The sequence below is a fragment of the Campylobacterota bacterium genome, from assembly GCA_020633995.1.
GTDB lineage: Bacteria > Babelota > Babeliae > Babelales > RVW-14 > JACKCO01.
Map to the genome: position 1 here is coordinate 524,213 of JACKCO010000003.1, position 16,653 is coordinate 540,865.

General features: G+C 42.9%; 20 protein-coding genes. 10 read left to right on the forward strand and 10 right to left on the reverse strand.

The genetic code is table 11. The annotated features are described in order from the left end of the window. Positions 1-2 precede the first annotated feature (2 nt). Both H6679_02090 and H6679_02095 read left to right on the forward strand, forming a co-directional pair. Complete coding sequence (locus H6679_02090; protein ID MCB9493042.1) at positions 3-323, forward strand: hypothetical protein; 321 nt, start codon at positions 3-5, stop codon at positions 321-323. Between the two features lie 96 nt (positions 324-419). Further along, entirely contained in the window at positions 420-1,214 is a 795-nt protein-coding gene (locus tag H6679_02095) for an ankyrin repeat domain-containing protein (protein ID MCB9493043.1), read from the forward strand. A 2-nt stretch (positions 1,215-1,216) separates the two neighbouring features. Here the strand turns inward: H6679_02095 and H6679_02100 are convergent, their stop codons facing one another. From H6679_02100 to H6679_02110, 3 genes are all read right to left on the reverse strand, one after another. Continuing rightward, complete coding sequence (locus H6679_02100) at positions 1,217-1,963, reverse strand: TIGR00730 family Rossman fold protein (GenBank protein ID MCB9493044.1); 747 nt, start codon at positions 1,961-1,963, stop codon at positions 1,217-1,219. A gap of 195 nt (positions 1,964-2,158) precedes the next feature. Further along, complete coding sequence (locus H6679_02105) at positions 2,159-3,088, reverse strand: aldolase (protein ID MCB9493045.1); 930 nt, start codon at positions 3,086-3,088, stop codon at positions 2,159-2,161. 400 nt (positions 3,089-3,488) lie between these two features. Beyond that, positions 3,489-4,154: a GNAT family N-acetyltransferase gene (locus H6679_02110; protein ID MCB9493046.1), complete on the reverse strand. Its 666-nt coding sequence runs from the start codon at positions 4,152-4,154 to the stop codon at positions 3,489-3,491. A gap of 171 nt (positions 4,155-4,325) precedes the next feature. Between H6679_02110 and H6679_02115 the strand changes: the two genes are divergently transcribed. Both H6679_02115 and H6679_02120 read left to right on the forward strand, forming a co-directional pair. Further along, positions 4,326-5,036 (forward strand): ankyrin repeat domain-containing protein, encoded by a 711-nt coding sequence (locus tag H6679_02115; protein ID MCB9493047.1) that lies wholly within the window; start codon positions 4,326-4,328, stop codon positions 5,034-5,036. Beyond that, positions 5,020-5,229: a hypothetical protein gene (locus tag H6679_02120; GenBank protein MCB9493048.1), complete on the forward strand. Its 210-nt coding sequence runs from the start codon at positions 5,020-5,022 to the stop codon at positions 5,227-5,229. The genes H6679_02115 and H6679_02120 overlap by 17 nt, the downstream gene beginning before the upstream one ends. A 15-nt stretch (positions 5,230-5,244) precedes the next feature. Here the strand turns inward: H6679_02120 and H6679_02125 are convergent, their stop codons facing one another. The 3 genes from H6679_02125 to sufB form a co-directional block, all read right to left on the reverse strand. Next, positions 5,245-6,141 carry a GNAT family N-acetyltransferase gene (locus H6679_02125; protein ID MCB9493049.1) on the reverse strand — a complete coding sequence of 299 codons (897 nt, stop codon included), beginning with the start codon at positions 6,139-6,141 and terminating at the stop codon, positions 5,245-5,247. A gap of 118 nt (positions 6,142-6,259) precedes the next feature. Next, positions 6,260-7,051, reverse strand: a complete 792-nt coding sequence (locus H6679_02130; protein ID MCB9493050.1) for a SufD family Fe-S cluster assembly protein — start codon at positions 7,049-7,051, stop codon at positions 6,260-6,262. After that, entirely contained in the window at positions 7,051-8,454 is a 1,404-nt protein-coding gene (gene sufB, locus H6679_02135) for a Fe-S cluster assembly protein SufB (protein MCB9493051.1), read from the reverse strand. The genes H6679_02130 and sufB overlap by 1 nt, the downstream gene beginning before the upstream one ends. 217 nt (positions 8,455-8,671) lie before the next feature. Here sufB and H6679_02140 point away from each other — a divergent pair, with 217 nt between their 5' ends. From H6679_02140 to H6679_02155, 4 genes are all read left to right on the forward strand, one after another. Further along, a complete protein-coding gene (locus H6679_02140; protein ID MCB9493052.1) occupies positions 8,672-8,878 on the forward strand; it encodes a hypothetical protein in 207 nt (68 codons plus the stop codon). 131 nt (positions 8,879-9,009) lie between these two features. Beyond that, positions 9,010-9,846 (forward strand): ankyrin repeat domain-containing protein, encoded by an 837-nt coding sequence (locus H6679_02145; GenBank protein MCB9493053.1) that lies wholly within the window; start codon positions 9,010-9,012, stop codon positions 9,844-9,846. Between the two features lie 35 nt (positions 9,847-9,881). Next, positions 9,882-10,817: a hypothetical protein gene (locus tag H6679_02150; protein MCB9493054.1), complete on the forward strand. Its 936-nt coding sequence runs from the start codon at positions 9,882-9,884 to the stop codon at positions 10,815-10,817. Positions 10,818-10,849: 32 nt separating this feature from the next. Then, positions 10,850-11,176, forward strand: coding sequence for a hypothetical protein (locus H6679_02155; protein ID MCB9493055.1), 327 nt, complete (start codon positions 10,850-10,852; stop codon positions 11,174-11,176). Between the two features lie 46 nt (positions 11,177-11,222). On the opposite strand, the gene mnmG is transcribed toward H6679_02155, so the two are convergent. From mnmG to H6679_02170, 3 genes are all read right to left on the reverse strand, one after another. Further along, complete coding sequence (mnmG, locus tag H6679_02160; GenBank protein ID MCB9493056.1) at positions 11,223-13,079, reverse strand: tRNA uridine-5-carboxymethylaminomethyl(34) synthesis enzyme MnmG; 1,857 nt, start codon at positions 13,077-13,079, stop codon at positions 11,223-11,225. Positions 13,080-13,211: 132 nt separating this feature from the next. Beyond that, positions 13,212-13,619 carry a HEPN domain-containing protein gene (locus H6679_02165; protein ID MCB9493057.1) on the reverse strand — a complete coding sequence of 136 codons (408 nt, stop codon included), beginning with the start codon at positions 13,617-13,619 and terminating at the stop codon, positions 13,212-13,214. Next, a complete protein-coding gene (locus tag H6679_02170) occupies positions 13,606-13,926 on the reverse strand; it encodes a nucleotidyltransferase domain-containing protein (GenBank protein ID MCB9493058.1) in 321 nt (106 codons plus the stop codon). Before H6679_02170 ends, H6679_02165 begins: the two co-directional genes overlap by 14 nt. Before the next feature lie 156 nt (positions 13,927-14,082). On the opposite strand from H6679_02170, the gene H6679_02175 reads away from it, so the two are divergent. Both H6679_02175 and H6679_02180 read left to right on the forward strand, forming a co-directional pair. Next, on the forward strand, positions 14,083-14,637 hold the full coding sequence (locus H6679_02175; protein MCB9493059.1) for a hypothetical protein: 555 nt from the start codon (positions 14,083-14,085) through the stop codon (positions 14,635-14,637). Positions 14,638-14,730: 93 nt separating this feature from the next. Beyond that, complete coding sequence (locus tag H6679_02180; GenBank protein MCB9493060.1) at positions 14,731-15,315, forward strand: hypothetical protein; 585 nt, start codon at positions 14,731-14,733, stop codon at positions 15,313-15,315. A gap of 35 nt (positions 15,316-15,350) precedes the next feature. Here H6679_02180 and H6679_02185 read toward each other — a convergent pair whose 3' ends face one another. Continuing rightward, positions 15,351-16,649 (reverse strand): hypothetical protein, encoded by a 1,299-nt coding sequence (locus H6679_02185; protein MCB9493061.1) that lies wholly within the window; start codon positions 16,647-16,649, stop codon positions 15,351-15,353. Positions 16,650-16,653 lie beyond the last annotated feature (4 nt).

Sequence of the window (16,653 nt, forward strand, 5' to 3'; positions counted from 1 at the left end):
CAATGAAGCGGTTTGCTGCCGATACAGTAGACACGACAGATAAGCCGGCTAGGACAGTTCGTAGTGGTACGGTACCGGAAGTTGATAAAAAGAAGCCCGGTTTTTTAAAGATGTTTACAACAAAAAAAGATGCAGATGCTCCCAAGAAAGAGAAGAAAACATTTGGTCTGTTTAGTAGCGAGAAGAAAGGAAAGGTGAAAGAGCCTAAAAAACCTAAAGCAGAAGCACCAGATAAGAAATCGTTTAAAGAAAAAGTGCACGATCGAACTCAGCCGTGGAAAAATATGGGTGGAGCGATAAAAGGAGCTATTCTAGGCAATTAGTGCGTAACGTTTCAAATTTATGTACAAACATAGTACAGCGTGTTACGGTCGAGAACAGGGAGTGATCAGTAGGTCGTAAAAAAAAAGGAGTGGGTCATGAAGCGACGCAATCAAGTATGCAGGCACGTTATACCCGTTGTTATGATGGTAGCAGGTCTGCACGCGCAGACAAGTGTGCAACGGCCAGCTGATGCGCTTAAAGATCAAGAGATGCATGCCGCGTGCAGCGAGTGTGAAAAAATGCCGTTGTGTGGTGTGGAGTGTAGCGTGCCACAAAGCTCAGTTGTTGACGAGCATCCACGTGGTATGAATGAGGGGGAGATTCGGGATACACTTTTGAGCATTGCACGCAGTGGTCATGATGAAGCCTTTGAGGCATTGCTGCAAAGTTATCCGTATGAGGTAACTGAAATGACCAAAGACATTAGAGATGATTCACACAAAACGCTGTTGCATTTGGCGGTGCGCAACGGCATGAGCATTAAGCTGATCAGCCGTTTGCTTGAGCTGGGCTGTGATGTTAATGCAAAGGACTGTAACGATATATGTGCAATACATTTGGTGGCGGGTCGTGGCAATAAAAGTAGCGTTATTGCAAAAATGTTAATCGAGCATGGGGCTGAGCTTGAAGTGCAAGACCGGTTTGGAAACACGCCACTGCACTGGGCAATCGCTGAAGGAGATGCTGGAGTTGTTGCACAGCTTTTTGTAAAAAAGGTACGCACAGACGTGTTGAACATGAATGGCCGTGATGCGTATCATGCCGCAGTTGATGCGCTTCAGGTATGCCGTCAGGAACTTGCGCGTGCTCAAGATAGAGATGAGAGAAAGCGATTGCAGGCTGAAGAAATAACAAGACAAAGTATTGTTGCGTTATTTGAAGAAGAGTAAGTTTATTTCTTTTCGACTTTATCCTGTTCACGCTCTTCATCGCGTACGACTGACTCAGTACATGTGGCGCAACTTGTTTTAAAAATATCAAACGCTTCATCAACACTGTCGGTGATGGTAAATAATTTTTGATCGTTGGGGTCAATCAATCCATGCTTGAGCGTGCATTTGGTTATCCAATCGTTGAGGTGACCCCAATAGTCACGGTCTATGAGTACGATAGGTGTTTTTTCCATGCGGTTGCATTGTACGAGGGTGAGTATTTCAAACAGTTCATCAAATGTGCCAAAGCCACCAGGAAAAATTGCAAATCCCACTGAGTAGCGGGTGAGCAACCACTTACGTGCAAAAAAGTGGTTCATGATGATACTTTCTTGCAAGAATTCGTTTTTTCTTTCAACGTTAAGATTAATCAGTCCAATACCTGCCGAGACAAGGCGAACGGGGCATTGTTGTCCTTCTTTGCATTCATTTAAGTAGTCCATAGCACCACGGTTTGCCGCTTCCATAATGCCTGGGCCACCACCGGTGATGATTGAAAAGTGATTGGCAGCAAGCTTTTTTGCAAGCTCTTGCGCCTTGAGTGCGAAGGGGCTATCACGCTCGATGCGTGAGCCACCAAATACGGTAATTGCCGGTTGTGGAAGTTTTGTCAGTTGCCACATGCCAGTGAGTAGACGGTAGTTGGTGATTGCAAGGCTTTTTAAAAAACGACTATATTCTTTAAACCGTTTTGACAATGAATGCATTTTTTTCCCTTTATTTTTTCTGCAAATTTTATTTTAAGTTTTAAGAAACTGGAGATATTGTTTTTGCTTGCTTCGACCAGTGTCGCCCTGAATTTATTTCAGGGTCCAGATATTAGGAAAATCCATTTTCTGGATCCTGAAACGAGTTCAGGAAGACATGGGGTGTCTGAAGTTATTTAACTATCTCTTACTTTATCATTCCCGAATCATATCAAGCGCTGTGGTCAGTTCACATTCATCAAACATAAGTGCAGCAACAGCTTTGCAAAATGCAACGGCCTGAGGTAGTGCTTTTTGGTGGATGTTGCGCCCGATTGCTGCACCGGCAACGCCGCCGACGGTGAGTTGTTGTTCCAGACCGCGTAAAAATAATGCACTGTCTTGTGTTGGCCCGCCAGAGCAAATGACACGAGTGTTGCCTGCTGCTTGTACTACTTGTTGCAAGTGTTGTGCTTGTGTCGTTTCGTTTTCGCCTTCAGGCAGGTTGACTTTGACAAAGTCTGCACCAAGTGCATGGCCAACACCAGCTGCACCAGCAATCAGGTTTGGGTCACGTTCATTTTTAACGGCTTTGCCACGTGGGTACATCCACAGTACGCTGACCAGACCAAGTGCGTGTGCTTGCGCAATAATTTGTGATGCTTCTTGCAGCATGAGTGACTCATGCTCACTGCCAAGGTATACCGTGTAACCAACACCAACGATTGAAAGTTGTGCATGTTCTTTCAGGTGTAAGATTTGTTCCATGCTGTACAGTGCGCGACTGATGGGATCTGCATACTCCGTTGAGAGCAAGTTTGTTTTTGCATTGAGTTTAACCAGATAGTTGATGGTGGGAAAGTCATGTGCGTAGCGGGCGATCATTCCTAGCTGTGTTGCAAAAACACCAATGGGTGCTTGGCTTGCTATCTTGAAAAGATTTTTTGGATCGTTGCATTCAGCTGGAATGTTAGGACCAAAAAAATCGGCATTGAGATGTTCTATTTTTTGATCACCAGCAAACAAAAAAAGTTTGTCGCTACCGCGTGTTGCTTTCGTGTAATTTTTTATGAACGCTTGCTGTACGTGGCTTGGTACGCTGAGTGGTACTGGTATTGTTGGCATTGTCTTTAACCTTTTGATTATCTTTCTAATTTTAATAGTATTTGCCTTGCTCAGTTCGTCACCCTGGACTTTGATCCAGGGTCCATTTCTAAAAGATAAAACCTATGTTTTTTACCTGAGTATAACCATGGATACCGGCTCATGGGCCGGTATGACGAGTGTTTGGAGATGCTCAGCATAAAATGTGTAAATCCTCAGCTTTTCGTAAGTATTTCAAAACATTTTGGACAGTAGTGGATTAAGCCCCGGGTGACGAGTATTTATTCCCTTGAGTTATTACGATCTGCATCTTGTTATCCCGTTTTGTATCTTGTTATCCCCGGCCTCTACCTCGTCATCCCGGCCTGTGAGCCGGGATCTAGAACTTGTGTTTCCTTTTAACACCCAGGCTAGCATGAAGCGAAAAATAAAGTCAGTAGTTTTAACGTTGTGCGAGAAACTGCTTTGCACTCAAAACAAACTTGTGTGGACATGGGCAACCAAGTGGCCGTGGTGTTGTACTAACTTCCTCAACAAAACCAAGGCGTGTGCATACCTGTGCAGATTTTTTGTGTAACGTTCCATCAATGTCTGGAACACAGGCGTACAAGCGTGGTGCATTGGTCAGTGCAAAATAAAATGAGATGAGTGCTTGCGCTGCTTCAGTGATATATCCCTTGCCTTGCTGTCCTGGGCTGAGCCAGTAACCAATTTTCCAGCAGTCGTCCGCTTGTGGAGTATGAAAACTTATTGAGCCGATCATCGTGTCAGTGTTTGGTAAAAAGAGAAAATATTTCCAGAGGGTGAGTGTCTTTTTCCCCTCGCATCGTTTTGCAATACTGTTACGCCAGAAGGTAATTGACTGTCGTGCTTTGGCCGTTGACCACGGACCTGGTGAGTTGCCACAAAAAAGTGTTTTACGCACAGCCTGTGGGCAAGCCGTAAACAGTTGTAGCGCGAGCGTGTCAAGCTCGGTGTCTTTGTAACGTGTGATTGCGTGCAGGCTGAGCCGCTGCGTGGTGAGCTGGTCTGGCGGTGAAGGAATATGAGCACATGTGTGTGTGTAGAGTACGAGTGGTAAAAAATAGTGGCTTAAGCGGCTGAGCATAACACCTCTCCCCCAAAAAAAACGTGATAAAAAAGCCTTTGGGATAAGCATAGCATACATGGTTTGGTGCACGCATGAGTTTGCTTCAAATTTATACAATCTGTTGCGCTTGAGGTAGTGATGCGTCTAAAATCGCCAAGAAAGTGTAACGCTAACGACAGAAAGGAAGATATGTCAATTTCGTTGCGTTTTTTTGGATGTGTTGTTTTGGTAGTACTTGCTAGTGGTTTGCAAGCAGGTGAGGGGAAAAAAGAAAAATATTATCGATTGCATAACACGATACGCTATCGGCCAGAAATGCTTTCAGAAATATTGGAAGAAATTAAACTGTGTGATGATTTAGATGAGCTTGACTATGACGGTGTTGCTCCGCTGCATATCGCTGCAGGTAAAGGAGAGACTGGCATTATGGAAATGCTGCTTGATGCCGGAGCAGGTGTTGCTGTGCTTGATAAGCGAGATTGGTCCGCAATGATTCATGCAGTTATTGGAAGAAGTGCTCCAGCTGTAGAGTTTCTTGTACAGCATGGTTTTGATGTCAATATGCAGTGTGGAGAGTACGGGAAGACGGCTTTGCATTATGCTGCTCGCTGGGGAGAGGGAATAACAAAGGCAGTTATTGATGCGGGTGGATGTTGTTTGGACATTGATTTGCAGGACTATGATGGCATGACTGCGCTACACCATGCTATGGACAGCTACAACTTTTTAGGCGCTCAGCATTTGCTGGATGCAGGCGCCGACCAAACAATAAAAGATAAAAGAGGAAGAACACCTCTTGATATATCTGTTTATTGGGGTGGCATTGGCCAACAGCAAGAACAGGAAAAAATTGATCGAGAAAGAGAACGTGAAAAACTTGAGCGTGAACGAGAAGAATAAAAAATCATTATATCTTTATGCGTTTATGTTTACTGGGTGGTGGTTTGGTAGTTCTGATTCCGCTACTAAACCACCACCTACATCACCCGTTGTTGCTATGCTGCAGGTTCTTAAGCTGAAGGTTGTTTCACTTATGGCTTCGGTTGCTGGGGCGAGGTTTTTTTATGAAAAGCTTGAGAAGAAACAAGCTTAAAAAGTTTGTGTCGTGTTAGCAACGATAAAATAAATCAAGAATAAGATATGACAAGAGTGTTTCTACCATCATGGTAATGACGAAGGCATCTGTGTCGTAGTGTTTGTTGGACAACCATGCTTTGGGTATACATTTAGCTAAAGCTCCGATGCATGAAAGACTTATAGTAAGCTTGCTTGGCCAAAAGTTTCTTCTGATAGAAGGGTGTGGCGTGATTTTTGTCTGGGGAAAAGCTGCTTTGGTTTCTGAAAATTTTTCATAAGTAAGCATATATTTGTCTATAGAGCATTCATTGAAGTAGCAGGTTGTTTGATTTTCTTGTTTTTCAAAACCAAGTGACTGGGCTAAGTTTTGAGATGGAGTATTAGTTGGTAGCACGTGGGCATACAGGAATGGTGCATTTGTTCCATCGAAATAGTGTGGCATGAGAGCGCGAGAAGCTTCTTTCATGTATCCATTTTGTTGGTAGTTTTTACTCAACCAATATCCAAGTTGCCAACCCATATTAGGTTCTTGTGAGTGAAGCCCAATTTCTCCGATCATCAAGTTTTTATTTTTTAGAAAGATAAGATAGGAGCTCAGTCGTAATCCCCGACCGTGGAAATAATGTTGTTTTATACATGATTGTTGATTTTTCAACCACTTGAGAACCATTTGCTGAGTTGGTTTTGTTCTAGCTTGACAGCCGCAAAAACGCTTTTTATTTACTTCATCGCTAGTGCCATAAGTTGTAAGAGCATTGAAATACTCTTGGCTAAGTTTATCTAACTCGCTTTCATTGTAAAGCAACAATGACCGCAGCATTAGCCGTTCTGTTTCAATTGTTCCTGGCAGCTTATCAGCTGCTGATGCATATGAAAATGATACTAAATACACTGCAACAAGCAGTACACTTTTTATTAAACGCTCCATCTATTGTACCCCCAAATTATACTCTAATTAGTATATTTTATTGATGATTGAGCGTCAAATGGGTTTCGGGTAGAAGATTTAGATGGGTTGGGAGGCTTGATCAAGCCTCCCAGTAGTCTTATTGCAAGAATGCGTTGATCAAGAGATTGCGGGTTGTTTTGTGGTCGATGCCACGGCTTTGTAGATAAAAGAGATGTTCATCGTTGAGTTTGCTTGTTGCTGAGCCGTGTCCACATTTGACGTCATTAGCTTCAATTTCAAGTTGGGGAATAGCCACTGCTCGCGCGCCACGAGCAAGTAGAATATTTTTGTTTGACTGCTGTGCGTCTGTTTGTTGTGCGTCTTTTTGAATTTTAATTAAGTTGGTGCAAAATAGTTTGGCTTCGTGGTCAAGTACGCTGTTGACGACCAAGTTGCTGCTCGTGTTGGTTGCATGGTGATCTTGTAGCGTTTTAACTTTGTACACGCGGTTACCATTGCCAAAGCATGCACACTGCACGTCTGCCTGTGCATATTTGCCAACAAATGAAAATTCAAGTTCTTTTTCAACAACCGTTTGGCATGACTGAGTTAGTCCAAAATGTGGCATGTCAGTTTCTTGCTGGTACTCATTTTCCTCAGGTGAGGGTAAAATTTTGAGTTGATAATGCAAAACACTGTGTTCTTTAAGAACAAATTTGAGTTTGTTTTTGAAAAGGTTATTTGCTGTTGTGTCGTGAAAATCGACCAGGTCGTCAATCATGGTGACTGTGGTGTAGGGTGCTAGGGTGATAGTGACTGTTACATCTTCTGGTACAAGGTTTTCAATGAGTTGCTCTTGCAGTACTTCTTTGAGTCTGAGTGTGAGTGCGGTGCTTGAGTCAAGAAAGACATCAAGATTTGTTGCGGTGTTGTGGTCGTTAATACACATTATCCAACGCTCCCTTCCATTTCAAGTTCAATAAGTCGGTTCATTTCAACGGCGTATTCCATTGGGAGCTGCTTGACGAATGGTTCGATAAAACCGTTAACAATCAAGGTACGTGCGGTGCTTTCGTCAATGCCTTTGCTTGTCAGGTAAAAGAGTTGGTCTTCACCAATTTTGCTGACTGTTGCTTCATGCCCGATGCTGACATCGTCTTCTTGAATGTCGATGTAAGGATATGTATCGGTTCGTGATTCTTCATCAAGGATGAGTGCATCACATTGAACAAATGACTTACAGTTGGTTGCGCCTTTGGCGACTTTGACTGCCCCACGATAGCTTGCTTGACCACCTTTGGTGCAGATTGATTTGGAAACAATGCGTGAGCTGGTGTTTGGTGCGTTGTGGATAACTTTTGCGCCGGCGTCTTGTATTTGGTTATCGCCACTTGCCATGGCAATTGAGAGTACTTCAGCTTTTGCGTTTTTGCCCTGCATAACTACGCATGGATATTTCATGGTGATTGCGCTACCAAGGTTGCCATCAATCCATTCGACGACGGAATCTTCGTGTGCGATTGCACGCTTGGTAACAAGGTTGTACACGTTTTTTGACCAGTTTTGAATGGTGGTGTAACGGACGCGTGCACCTTTGAGCGCGATAATTTCGACCACTGCTGCATGCAGTGAACTGGATGAATAGTTTGGTGCTGTGCAGCCTTCAACGTAATTGACCAGTGAGCCTTCATCGGCAATGATCAAGGTACGCTCAAACTGGCCCATACGCTCAGCATTGATACGAAAATACGTTTGTAGGGGAACGGTTACTTCAACTCCTTTAGGGATGTAAATAAAGCTTCCGCCACTCCATGCAGCCGTATTGAGTGCTGCAAATTTATTATCATTGTAAGGAATTGCTGTGCCAAAGTATTTTTGGAATAGTTCAGGGTGTTCTTTGAGCCCTGAATCAGTATCCAAAAAAATAACGCCTAGTTCTTCCCATTCTTGCTTGAGGTTGTGGTAAACCACTTCAGACTCGTATTGTGCACCAAGTCCTGCCAGGTATTTACGCTCTGACTGAGGAACTCCTAACCGGTCAAATGTATTTTTAATATCGTCGGGTACATCGTCCCATGACTTACGTTGGTTTTTGACTGGCTTGACGTAATAGTAAATGTCATGCACATCGAGTGCGCTTAGGTCGGGCCCCCATTTTGGTAGTGGGCGGTCCATAAATTCTTGTAGTGCTTTGAGTCTGAGCTCAAGCATCCATAGAGGTTCATTTTTTTTTGCTGAAATGTCACAAATGACCTGCTCGTTAAGGCCGATCTCTGACTTATATTCGTACGATTCAGGGACTGAAAAGCCTGCGCTATAGTCGCTGCCGATATCAAAATCCGGCTTGCTCATGCTCTGTGGTCCTTGTTTTTTGAAGGTTTTAATGGGTTTTTTAGCGTATTTATGAGTATAAACGTCTGTAATGCCTTTGCAAGCGTTGGGGTGGGTTTTTTGCTTTTTCTGCCAGGTTAGTTATGCTGCTACCCCCGGTTTTGGTCGAAATTGTAGCATTGAGGTTAGTCGAGACTCTAGGTGAAGGTATGAAAAATATAAAAAAAATTTTATTGGCATGCCTGTTCAACTAACCCTACAGGCGTTGGGCACGTTGTTTCCTTATATTCAGGCGAGCGATGGCTGGTATAATTTTGACTTAATGCGTGTTCCAGTACGGCTTACCAAGCAGCAGCAAGAGCGGTTATTGGCCACTGGTCGGGTTAAAGACATGTATGCTGGCTGTGATGGCCTGAGTCGGATATGTTTCTATGAACGCTGTTAGGGCAGCGCTGAATGGAGGGTTTAGGGTAGTAAAGCCCCTGTAGGAGCCCACTTGTAATATATTTTCTATTTGTTAATATTATTGTATGGGAAATTTAAATTTATATGTTTATTTTAAATGGGGGTTTTCGTATGAAAAATTCTAAACTATTTTTAGCGGCTACATTGGCAGTTGCGGCGCAAGGTCACCTTTTTGGAGCGGAAGAGCGTTCTGGCGTAGGTTTTGAAGAATTAATGATGCGCGTTCCTATGTTTTCTAATTATCTTTATGGTCTTAGTGCAGAGGAGATGCGTCAGAAATATAGTGACCATGAGATTGTACATTTTACCTTTGAGACTGCAAAAAGTAACTTGCCAGCAGCACCTACGGTATTGCCTACGTTGTTGCAGTTAGTTGGTATTGAGAATATAAATACCATGCGTGATCAGCATGGTCGAGCATTATTACACTATGCTGTTCAGACACGACATGGCAATGCAAAAGTTTTGCTTGATGCTGGTGCTAACCCAAACGTTAGAGATAGTCAGCAAAATACACCACTTCATTATGCGGTTAATAGCGGTATGATTCTTGCCATAGGCCACTTGCTGGGTAAAGAAAATGTAGAAATTAATGCAGCAAACGGTGAAGGTAAAACGCCTTTGCATTACATTGCTGAAGATGATGATTTGATTTCTGAGATGTTGCTAGAAAATAAGTCAATCAACATTTGGGCTACTGACCTAAAGGGGATAACGCCTCTGCATGATCAAGGGCAAAGAAAGATAATTTATAAGACTATTGCATCGATTATTACGTCCATAGAAAAGCTTATTTGTGAAGATGGTGGTCGAGCAACCGAAGAGCGAATGATATTTTTGCAAGGTGAGCGTAGCCATTATTTGAATCTGAAAGAGCAGATAAAACAGGCGGTTTCAGCGTCACAACAGAGAGCAAGGGGATCAAAAAATGGTGCATGCAAGAGTTAGTGGTATATTGAATTTTTAATGGAGGTTTTTGTCTTATGAAGAATCTAAAGATTTTATTATTACTTGCTGCGCTGTTTGGAGCCGTTCAGCCCAATATGTTTGCAGCAGAACCGAATGACTTCGTTGACGCATTTATTGGTGATGCATCAGCTTCTGACGATGGATCTCAAGACTCTGATGAACAGAGGCGGGCGCTTGAGGATGCTCAAGACGATATGATCATAGCGGGTATTGCTTTTGATTTGCGTGACCGTGAGTGTTTTGGGTGCTGTATAAAAAAGAAAGCTGCTAACAGGTTGGAAAGTTTGAATATTCCTAATCTTGTTTTTGAAAAAAAGCAACTTGTGGTTGCACTCAAGCAGGGAGATATTCATGAAATTATTTGTATCCTAAACAGGTTTAGTGACAGCCAGCGCTTTGAGCGTGCTGGAGTTGAGGATACTAGCACATTGATCAAAGAAGTGTTTATCGAACTCAGAAAGTTTCATGGTTGGACGAATCAAAAAATTGCTTGGTATGCAGCTGCGTATAAAATGTACTTAGTGAGGTTATGTACACCCAATATTACCAATGCTGTTGTACCTGACGATGTTGTCGATTTAGCAAATAAGTGCCGACAAACAATAATCAATTATAGCAATCATGGTAGACGATTGGTCACTCAGTCGCAATATCCTCATGAAGAAGATCATTTGCTTGCAGAAGTCATTTTTCATGGTCCAAATGTCACACCGCAGCAGCTTGCGTCACGTATGAATGCGTTGCTTGCAACAGGCTTTGACCTTTGTCTGCCGCTTGATTTTGGGTTTGGACAAGAAACATTACTCCATCTTGTGATTAAACGTAAAGATGACATGTTACTCAATATACTGTGTGATCAAAACAAACCGTATAGTAGACAGGTTGCAAAATGCATGCGTACAAAAAATTCTGACGGCTTTTTGCCAAGCGATTTAGTCAATCAAAATTAATGTATTAAAAGAAATATGATGGAGGATTTCTAATGAAAAAAATAAAAGCTATTTTTATTATGGCTTTTTTAGCAATTATGGTTGAGCAACATGCTTTGTGTATGTCCAACCCTAGAAGAGAAAAAAATAAGCCAAACCTAATGTCTTTACTTTTACAGCGTGAGATTACAGGGAAAAAGCAAAATTTTTTTGTGATACCATCTGTAGAAGGAGCTCTAAGACAACGCATTGAAGAAGAAATTGCACAAGAAGAAGCAGCAGAGCGAAGGCAACGCGCTCAGGCGCGTAGGCAAAGACTTGCTACAGAGGAAGGGCGTAATGCTGCAAGGCGAGTACTTGCTCGAAGGTTATTCGCCTAAGAGTTTGTATCTTTTTTTTAAGAGAGGTGCAAAGTTGCACCTCTCTTTAATTGTTTTCTTTTTCCCAGTTTCTAATTTGAAAAATCAAAATTGATATTGCTGCTGGTGTCATGCCTTGGATGAGTTGTGCCTGTGCAATAGTTTGTGGCCTATGAAATTCAAGTTTTTCTTGGAGCTCGCGAGACAAGCCGGCCATGCCTGTAAAACTCATTGTCTCTGGTATGATCAATTCTTGAAACCGCTGCATTTTCTCAATCTCTTTTGCTTCTTTTTGTAGGTAGCCATCATATTTTATTTCAGCATAAATGCTGAGCAACGCTCGACTTGAGAGCGCCTCATCTGAAATATTATGCTGCTCAAGTAGCGTGCGCAGTAAATAATCAGCTTCTTGTTTGAGTGTTGCGGTGAATTCAACGGCACGAAGCATGGAGCGTAGTTTACTGTCAGAAGACATTTTTTTAATGAGAGAAACCGCTTTTTCAACAACTTTTTTTTCTGCTAAAAACTTGCGATATAAAGTGTATGGCACAAGGCCAAGGCGATAGCCATGGGGCATAAGACGAGCAAAAACATTGTCTTGGCGCAGAAGCAGTCGACGTTCAGCGCGTGAGGTGAACATGCGGTATGGTTCGTTAGCGCCGAGTGTGATCAGGTCGTCAATCATGACACCGATATAACTTTCGTTACGGTTAAGGGTAAAAGGTGAGTTACCTGTCACCTTAAGTGCTGCGTTAATACCGGCAATAATGCCTTGCCCAGCTGCTTCTTCATAACCAGTGGTACCATTAATTTGCCCAGCTAAAAATAAACCATCAAGACGTTTTGACTCAAGTGCATGTGTTAAGTGAGTTGGCTGAAAATAGTCGTATTCAATGGCATAGCCACATTGGGTGATTTCTGCTTTTTCAAAACCTGGAATGGAGCGAATATAGTCTGTTTGGACATCGAGTGGAAGTGAGGTAGAAAGTCCTGCTGGATAAATTTCATCTACACCGTCACCCTCCGGCTCAATGAACACATGGTGTGATTGGCGGTCAGGGTAGCGACCTATTTTGTCTTCGATTGATGGGCAGTAGCGTGGGCCAATGCCTTTGATATTGTCTGCATACATGGCTGACAAGTGTAAGTTACTGCTAATAATTTCATGTGTTTTTGGTGTTGTGTTGGTTAGATAGCAGGGAACGGTTTCGTGTACATCAACAGGTTCAAACTCAAAGAGGTAGTCAAGCTTGTGGCTGCTTTGTTTTTCAAACTTAGTGTAGTCAAGGCTTGATGCACGTAGGCGCGGAGGAGTTCCTGTTTTAAGCCGGCCAATAGGCATGTCAATTTCTTGAGATATTGATTCTGAGAGTCCAATCGATGCATCTTCACCACGTCTGCCCCCGCGGTAGCGGGTTAAGCCAACGTGAATAAGGCCACTCATAAAGGTACCGGTTGTGACAACAATGGTTGGCGCGTACAGACGCAGGCCTGTTTGTGTGATGATTCCTTCAACACGTTTAATGCCATTGTCAATTGTTGTAATCAGTGACACGCCCATTTCTTTGATGATACTTAGGTTCTGTACGGTGTATAGGTACCGGTATGCTGCTTGTGAGTATTGGTACTTATCAATCTGTAGTCGTAAGCCCTGTACCGCGGGTCCCTTACTGGTATTGAGCATACGCGCTTGTAGGTAGGTCTTGCTGCAGAGTTGTGGCATGAGTCCACCAAGTGCACTGACTTCGTAGACAATGTGCCCTTTTCCCAGACCGCCGATTGATGGGTTGCATGGCATAGATGCAACTTTTTCGGGATCAAGCGTAAGTAGTGCAGTATCAACGCCCATTTTTGCAGCAGCGTGTGCGGCTTCTATACCGGCGTGCCCGCCGCCAACAACGATAACATCAAATTGTTTCTTCATGTGTCCATTTTGTGGCTATTTGGATTTTAGTTAAAGATTTTTTACGGCCCCTCTCTTTTTTAGGATCTTGAGTATACCGTAAGTTTATGTGTGGCTCAATCGGGTCACACACGGGGAAGAGACCTATTGTGCTTATCTGTCAAAAATAGTTGATTGACCCGACTGGGGCTTGGCAATTTTTCTGAGAACAAAGCGAAATATACTTTGTGCACAGCTAATTGCTTGCTGTGTTTCTTCTTTATCGGGAACTTCAAATTCAGTTGGATATCTAAATTTTGATGAAAATGGACTGATGTAGTTTGCGGCGTCGAATTTTTTTTCAAACTCTTTATCAAAAGACATACATACTTCCAGTAATTTAATTAGATCATGAGTCTTGAGTATTGGGTTCTTTTTAGAAACAAGATATGCCTTGAGTGACTTTTCAGCCGATTGCTGGCAGTGGTAGACCGCTGAAGAAAAAAGCTCGAGCTTACAAAGTCCCTTTGCAGCAAGAAGATCTTCTTGGGCTATCTTCAGCCATGCTTCATGCCCGAGCATATAAAAGTTTTCCGTCTTTTTTGATTTTATGACAGAGGGTGGTTGCGTCATGCGAGTATTTTTCAAACTCAGCCTTGGTGTAGACGATGATATCTTTTGCTATGCCTAGGCCAAACAGTGCCTGTTGCCCAGATCGAGCGCGGCTATAGCTTTTTTCATCTGATTTATCGATGATAATGAGGAGATCGAGATCACTGTCTTCAGTTGGACTTCCCCATGCATGTGAGCCAAAAATGTAGATAGCAATTGGATCATATGTTTTAACGAGGCGTTTTTTTACTTCGTCGATTGTTTCTTTGGTTATCATTAAACACTTTCTCAGACTTGTTTGGGAAACTCACTTCGAGTATACCGTAAGTTTATGTGTGGCTCAATCGGGTTACAGATGGTTGACCTATTTGTGTGTTTTACTGTACTCTATGTGCCCGCAGTTTTTTGTTGAGTACGATTATAAGGAGTTATTATGATTAAAAGAATTCGATCTATTTTGTTAATGATGGTTTTAATGGGGCAGGGAGTTTTTGCTGCTGATCAGTTTAGTGATATGAGGGTATGTGTTGGGTTTTTTGATCCAAGCGCTGGCGTAATTGAGCGTATTAACCTGAGTCCAGAGCAGCTTAAGGAATTTTTTACTCCTGAACAACTTCGTGATTTTTATCAGTACTGTGTATCCGGTTTTAATGCTGGTAAAGATAGTTACATCCGTAAACAGTTGCAATGTATGTGTGTTCGGGTGTTTGGTGTAGCTGAGCAAGCCGTAGAAAGAATGCGTTTTTGTGAGCAGACTTCGTCTGCTTGTCAGGGTACAAGCTACTTGTACACCGTTCTTGATCAACGAGGGAACAAGAGTTTGTCTGTTGGCTTGGATGCTGCAGACATACAACGTGATAGTCAGGACTGTTTGTACCCGATGCTCATCGTAGGGGTTATTGTTGGAGGGGTGACCATGTATCTTTGTTGGCGCCTTATGGGGTGGCACAGTAAAAAGTATTTGGCAGAAAAGGATACAAGGGTTTAGCCTTCACGCAAGGTTTTTAAGAATTTGACGCGCTGCGTTGCGCGCTGTAAGCTGTTCGCAGTTTTTCATCATATTCATCAAAAAGGAGATTCTATGAAAAAAATTGTGATGCTTGTTTTAGTGATGTCGTTGTTTGGATCGGGCATTAGAGCAGCGGAGAATTTTGTAGGGCAAGTTTTCAAGATATGTATTGGTGTTTATGATCCACAAACTCGGCAACATGTTATTACCGAGTTTGACTCTCTTGATGCATTTAAGCGTTTTTTGTCGGGAGATGGGTTTATGGAGTTGCACGCTCGGTGCAGTGAAATGTTTGGTAGTGGTTCTACCGTTGTAGCAACTCAATTGAATGGACTCACGGGACATCTTGCGGCTTTATGTGGCCAGGTATTTCCTCAGCAGTGGGGGGAGTTAGCTAATGTACCAGCACTTTGCGGGAATGATGGAAAGTTGGTGACGCTGAGGGACTATAGTAGCCTTGGAGGTGAGAAGCTTATAATAACTCCTAATGCGTGTTATGCTATCCCGTTTTGTTTGACCGTTACAATTTTTATCGGCGGACTTTTGTTGCTCTATGTTGTGTATGATTGTTTGTCGGATAACCCGTTTATTTATTCGGGAGATGATCTTGATTTTCGTGGCTTTAGTTTTGCCAAACGTAGAGTTAGGCAAGGTTAGCAGAGGCGGGCAGTAAGCCCGCCTCTTTTTGTTTTTTAAAAGCCTGCTGTTAGGAGTGTGTGTTTTGCGGCTGCACGAGCAAGTGCGGTATTAATTTGGTGTTCGCTTGGCATTTGCATGCCTGAGCGGTCTTGGTCATTTTGTAAGTAGTCTTTGAGTTTATCTTTAAAGTATTGCAAGCGTTTGCTTGAAATTTCTTGCGACTCAAAAAAGTAAGTGAGTATACCCGTCAGAAATACGATTGGCGTATTTGATTTGCCCATCATAAATTCGGTTAGGAATGATGCGGCATGTGTTGTAGTAACCGTTTTTGTGAGGTGTTTGACCATTTGTGCAGCATTGAGTTTTGTACCAAAAACTTTGACAGTACGGGCATCAAGCGTTTCAAGCAGGCCAAGTACAATGCTGATTATCCACTCGCTGTTTTCCTGCAGTATTATTTGTGCTAGTTCAAAGAATCCCTTTTTTTGTCGTTCGGGGTTGTTACTATAAAACCCTTTGTAAATTGCTATGTGTACAGCAGTGCACACCACGGCAATAAACAGGGTTACCCCACCAGCTTTGATGAACTCGCTATTTAATGTATCGTCTTGACCATCTTCTTCCAAAATTTTGTCGATGTGTACGTTGAGACGTTTTATAACCTCTAGTTCTACATCATCATCCAGTGCGTAGATGCTATTTAAAATTCCTTGGGTAATTGCTTCTACGCTTTGGTTCTCAATTTCAGCAGTAGGTTTTGGTTTGCTCGCTACGACATTTTCAGCAGGCTTTTGCACGGTTATCTCAGTTGGCTCTGGTTCAAGGACGGAATCGATAAATTCTTCAGCGACATTGCTGATTGCAGTTTGGATAAGCTGGTTGGTCATTGCTTCAAATTGATTTACAAGTGCTTCTTGCACTGCTGATTCTGATGCACTTGCTGCTTCAGGTTGTTCTTGCGGGGTAGTAGTGTCTGGCATTGTTTGATCTAGTTGTTCTTGCACTGGTTGGGTTACCGCTGCGATTGTTGATTGTTCAATTGGTTCAGGTTCTGTGAGAGCAGCGGGTGTTGGTGTTGGCTCGGGTGCTAGGGGTGTAGAGCCTGGGGCACTGAGTGGCTCGATTGATATTTCTTGTGTTGGCTCTGGGGTTATGGTTATTCCTTCTACTGCTGGTTCCTCAGGTGTTTGTGATGCTGGGCTGTTTGAGCTGTCAAGTTGCGGTGTTAAGGTTTGCGAAGATGAGTTTTCTTCGGCTGCTAGCTCTCCTTTGGTCAGGGGTTGCGCTAAAACCTGTGTGCTATAGGCAAGACTGCTTGCCAGCAGCAATGCGCAAATGTTGCGTGTATTCATGAAG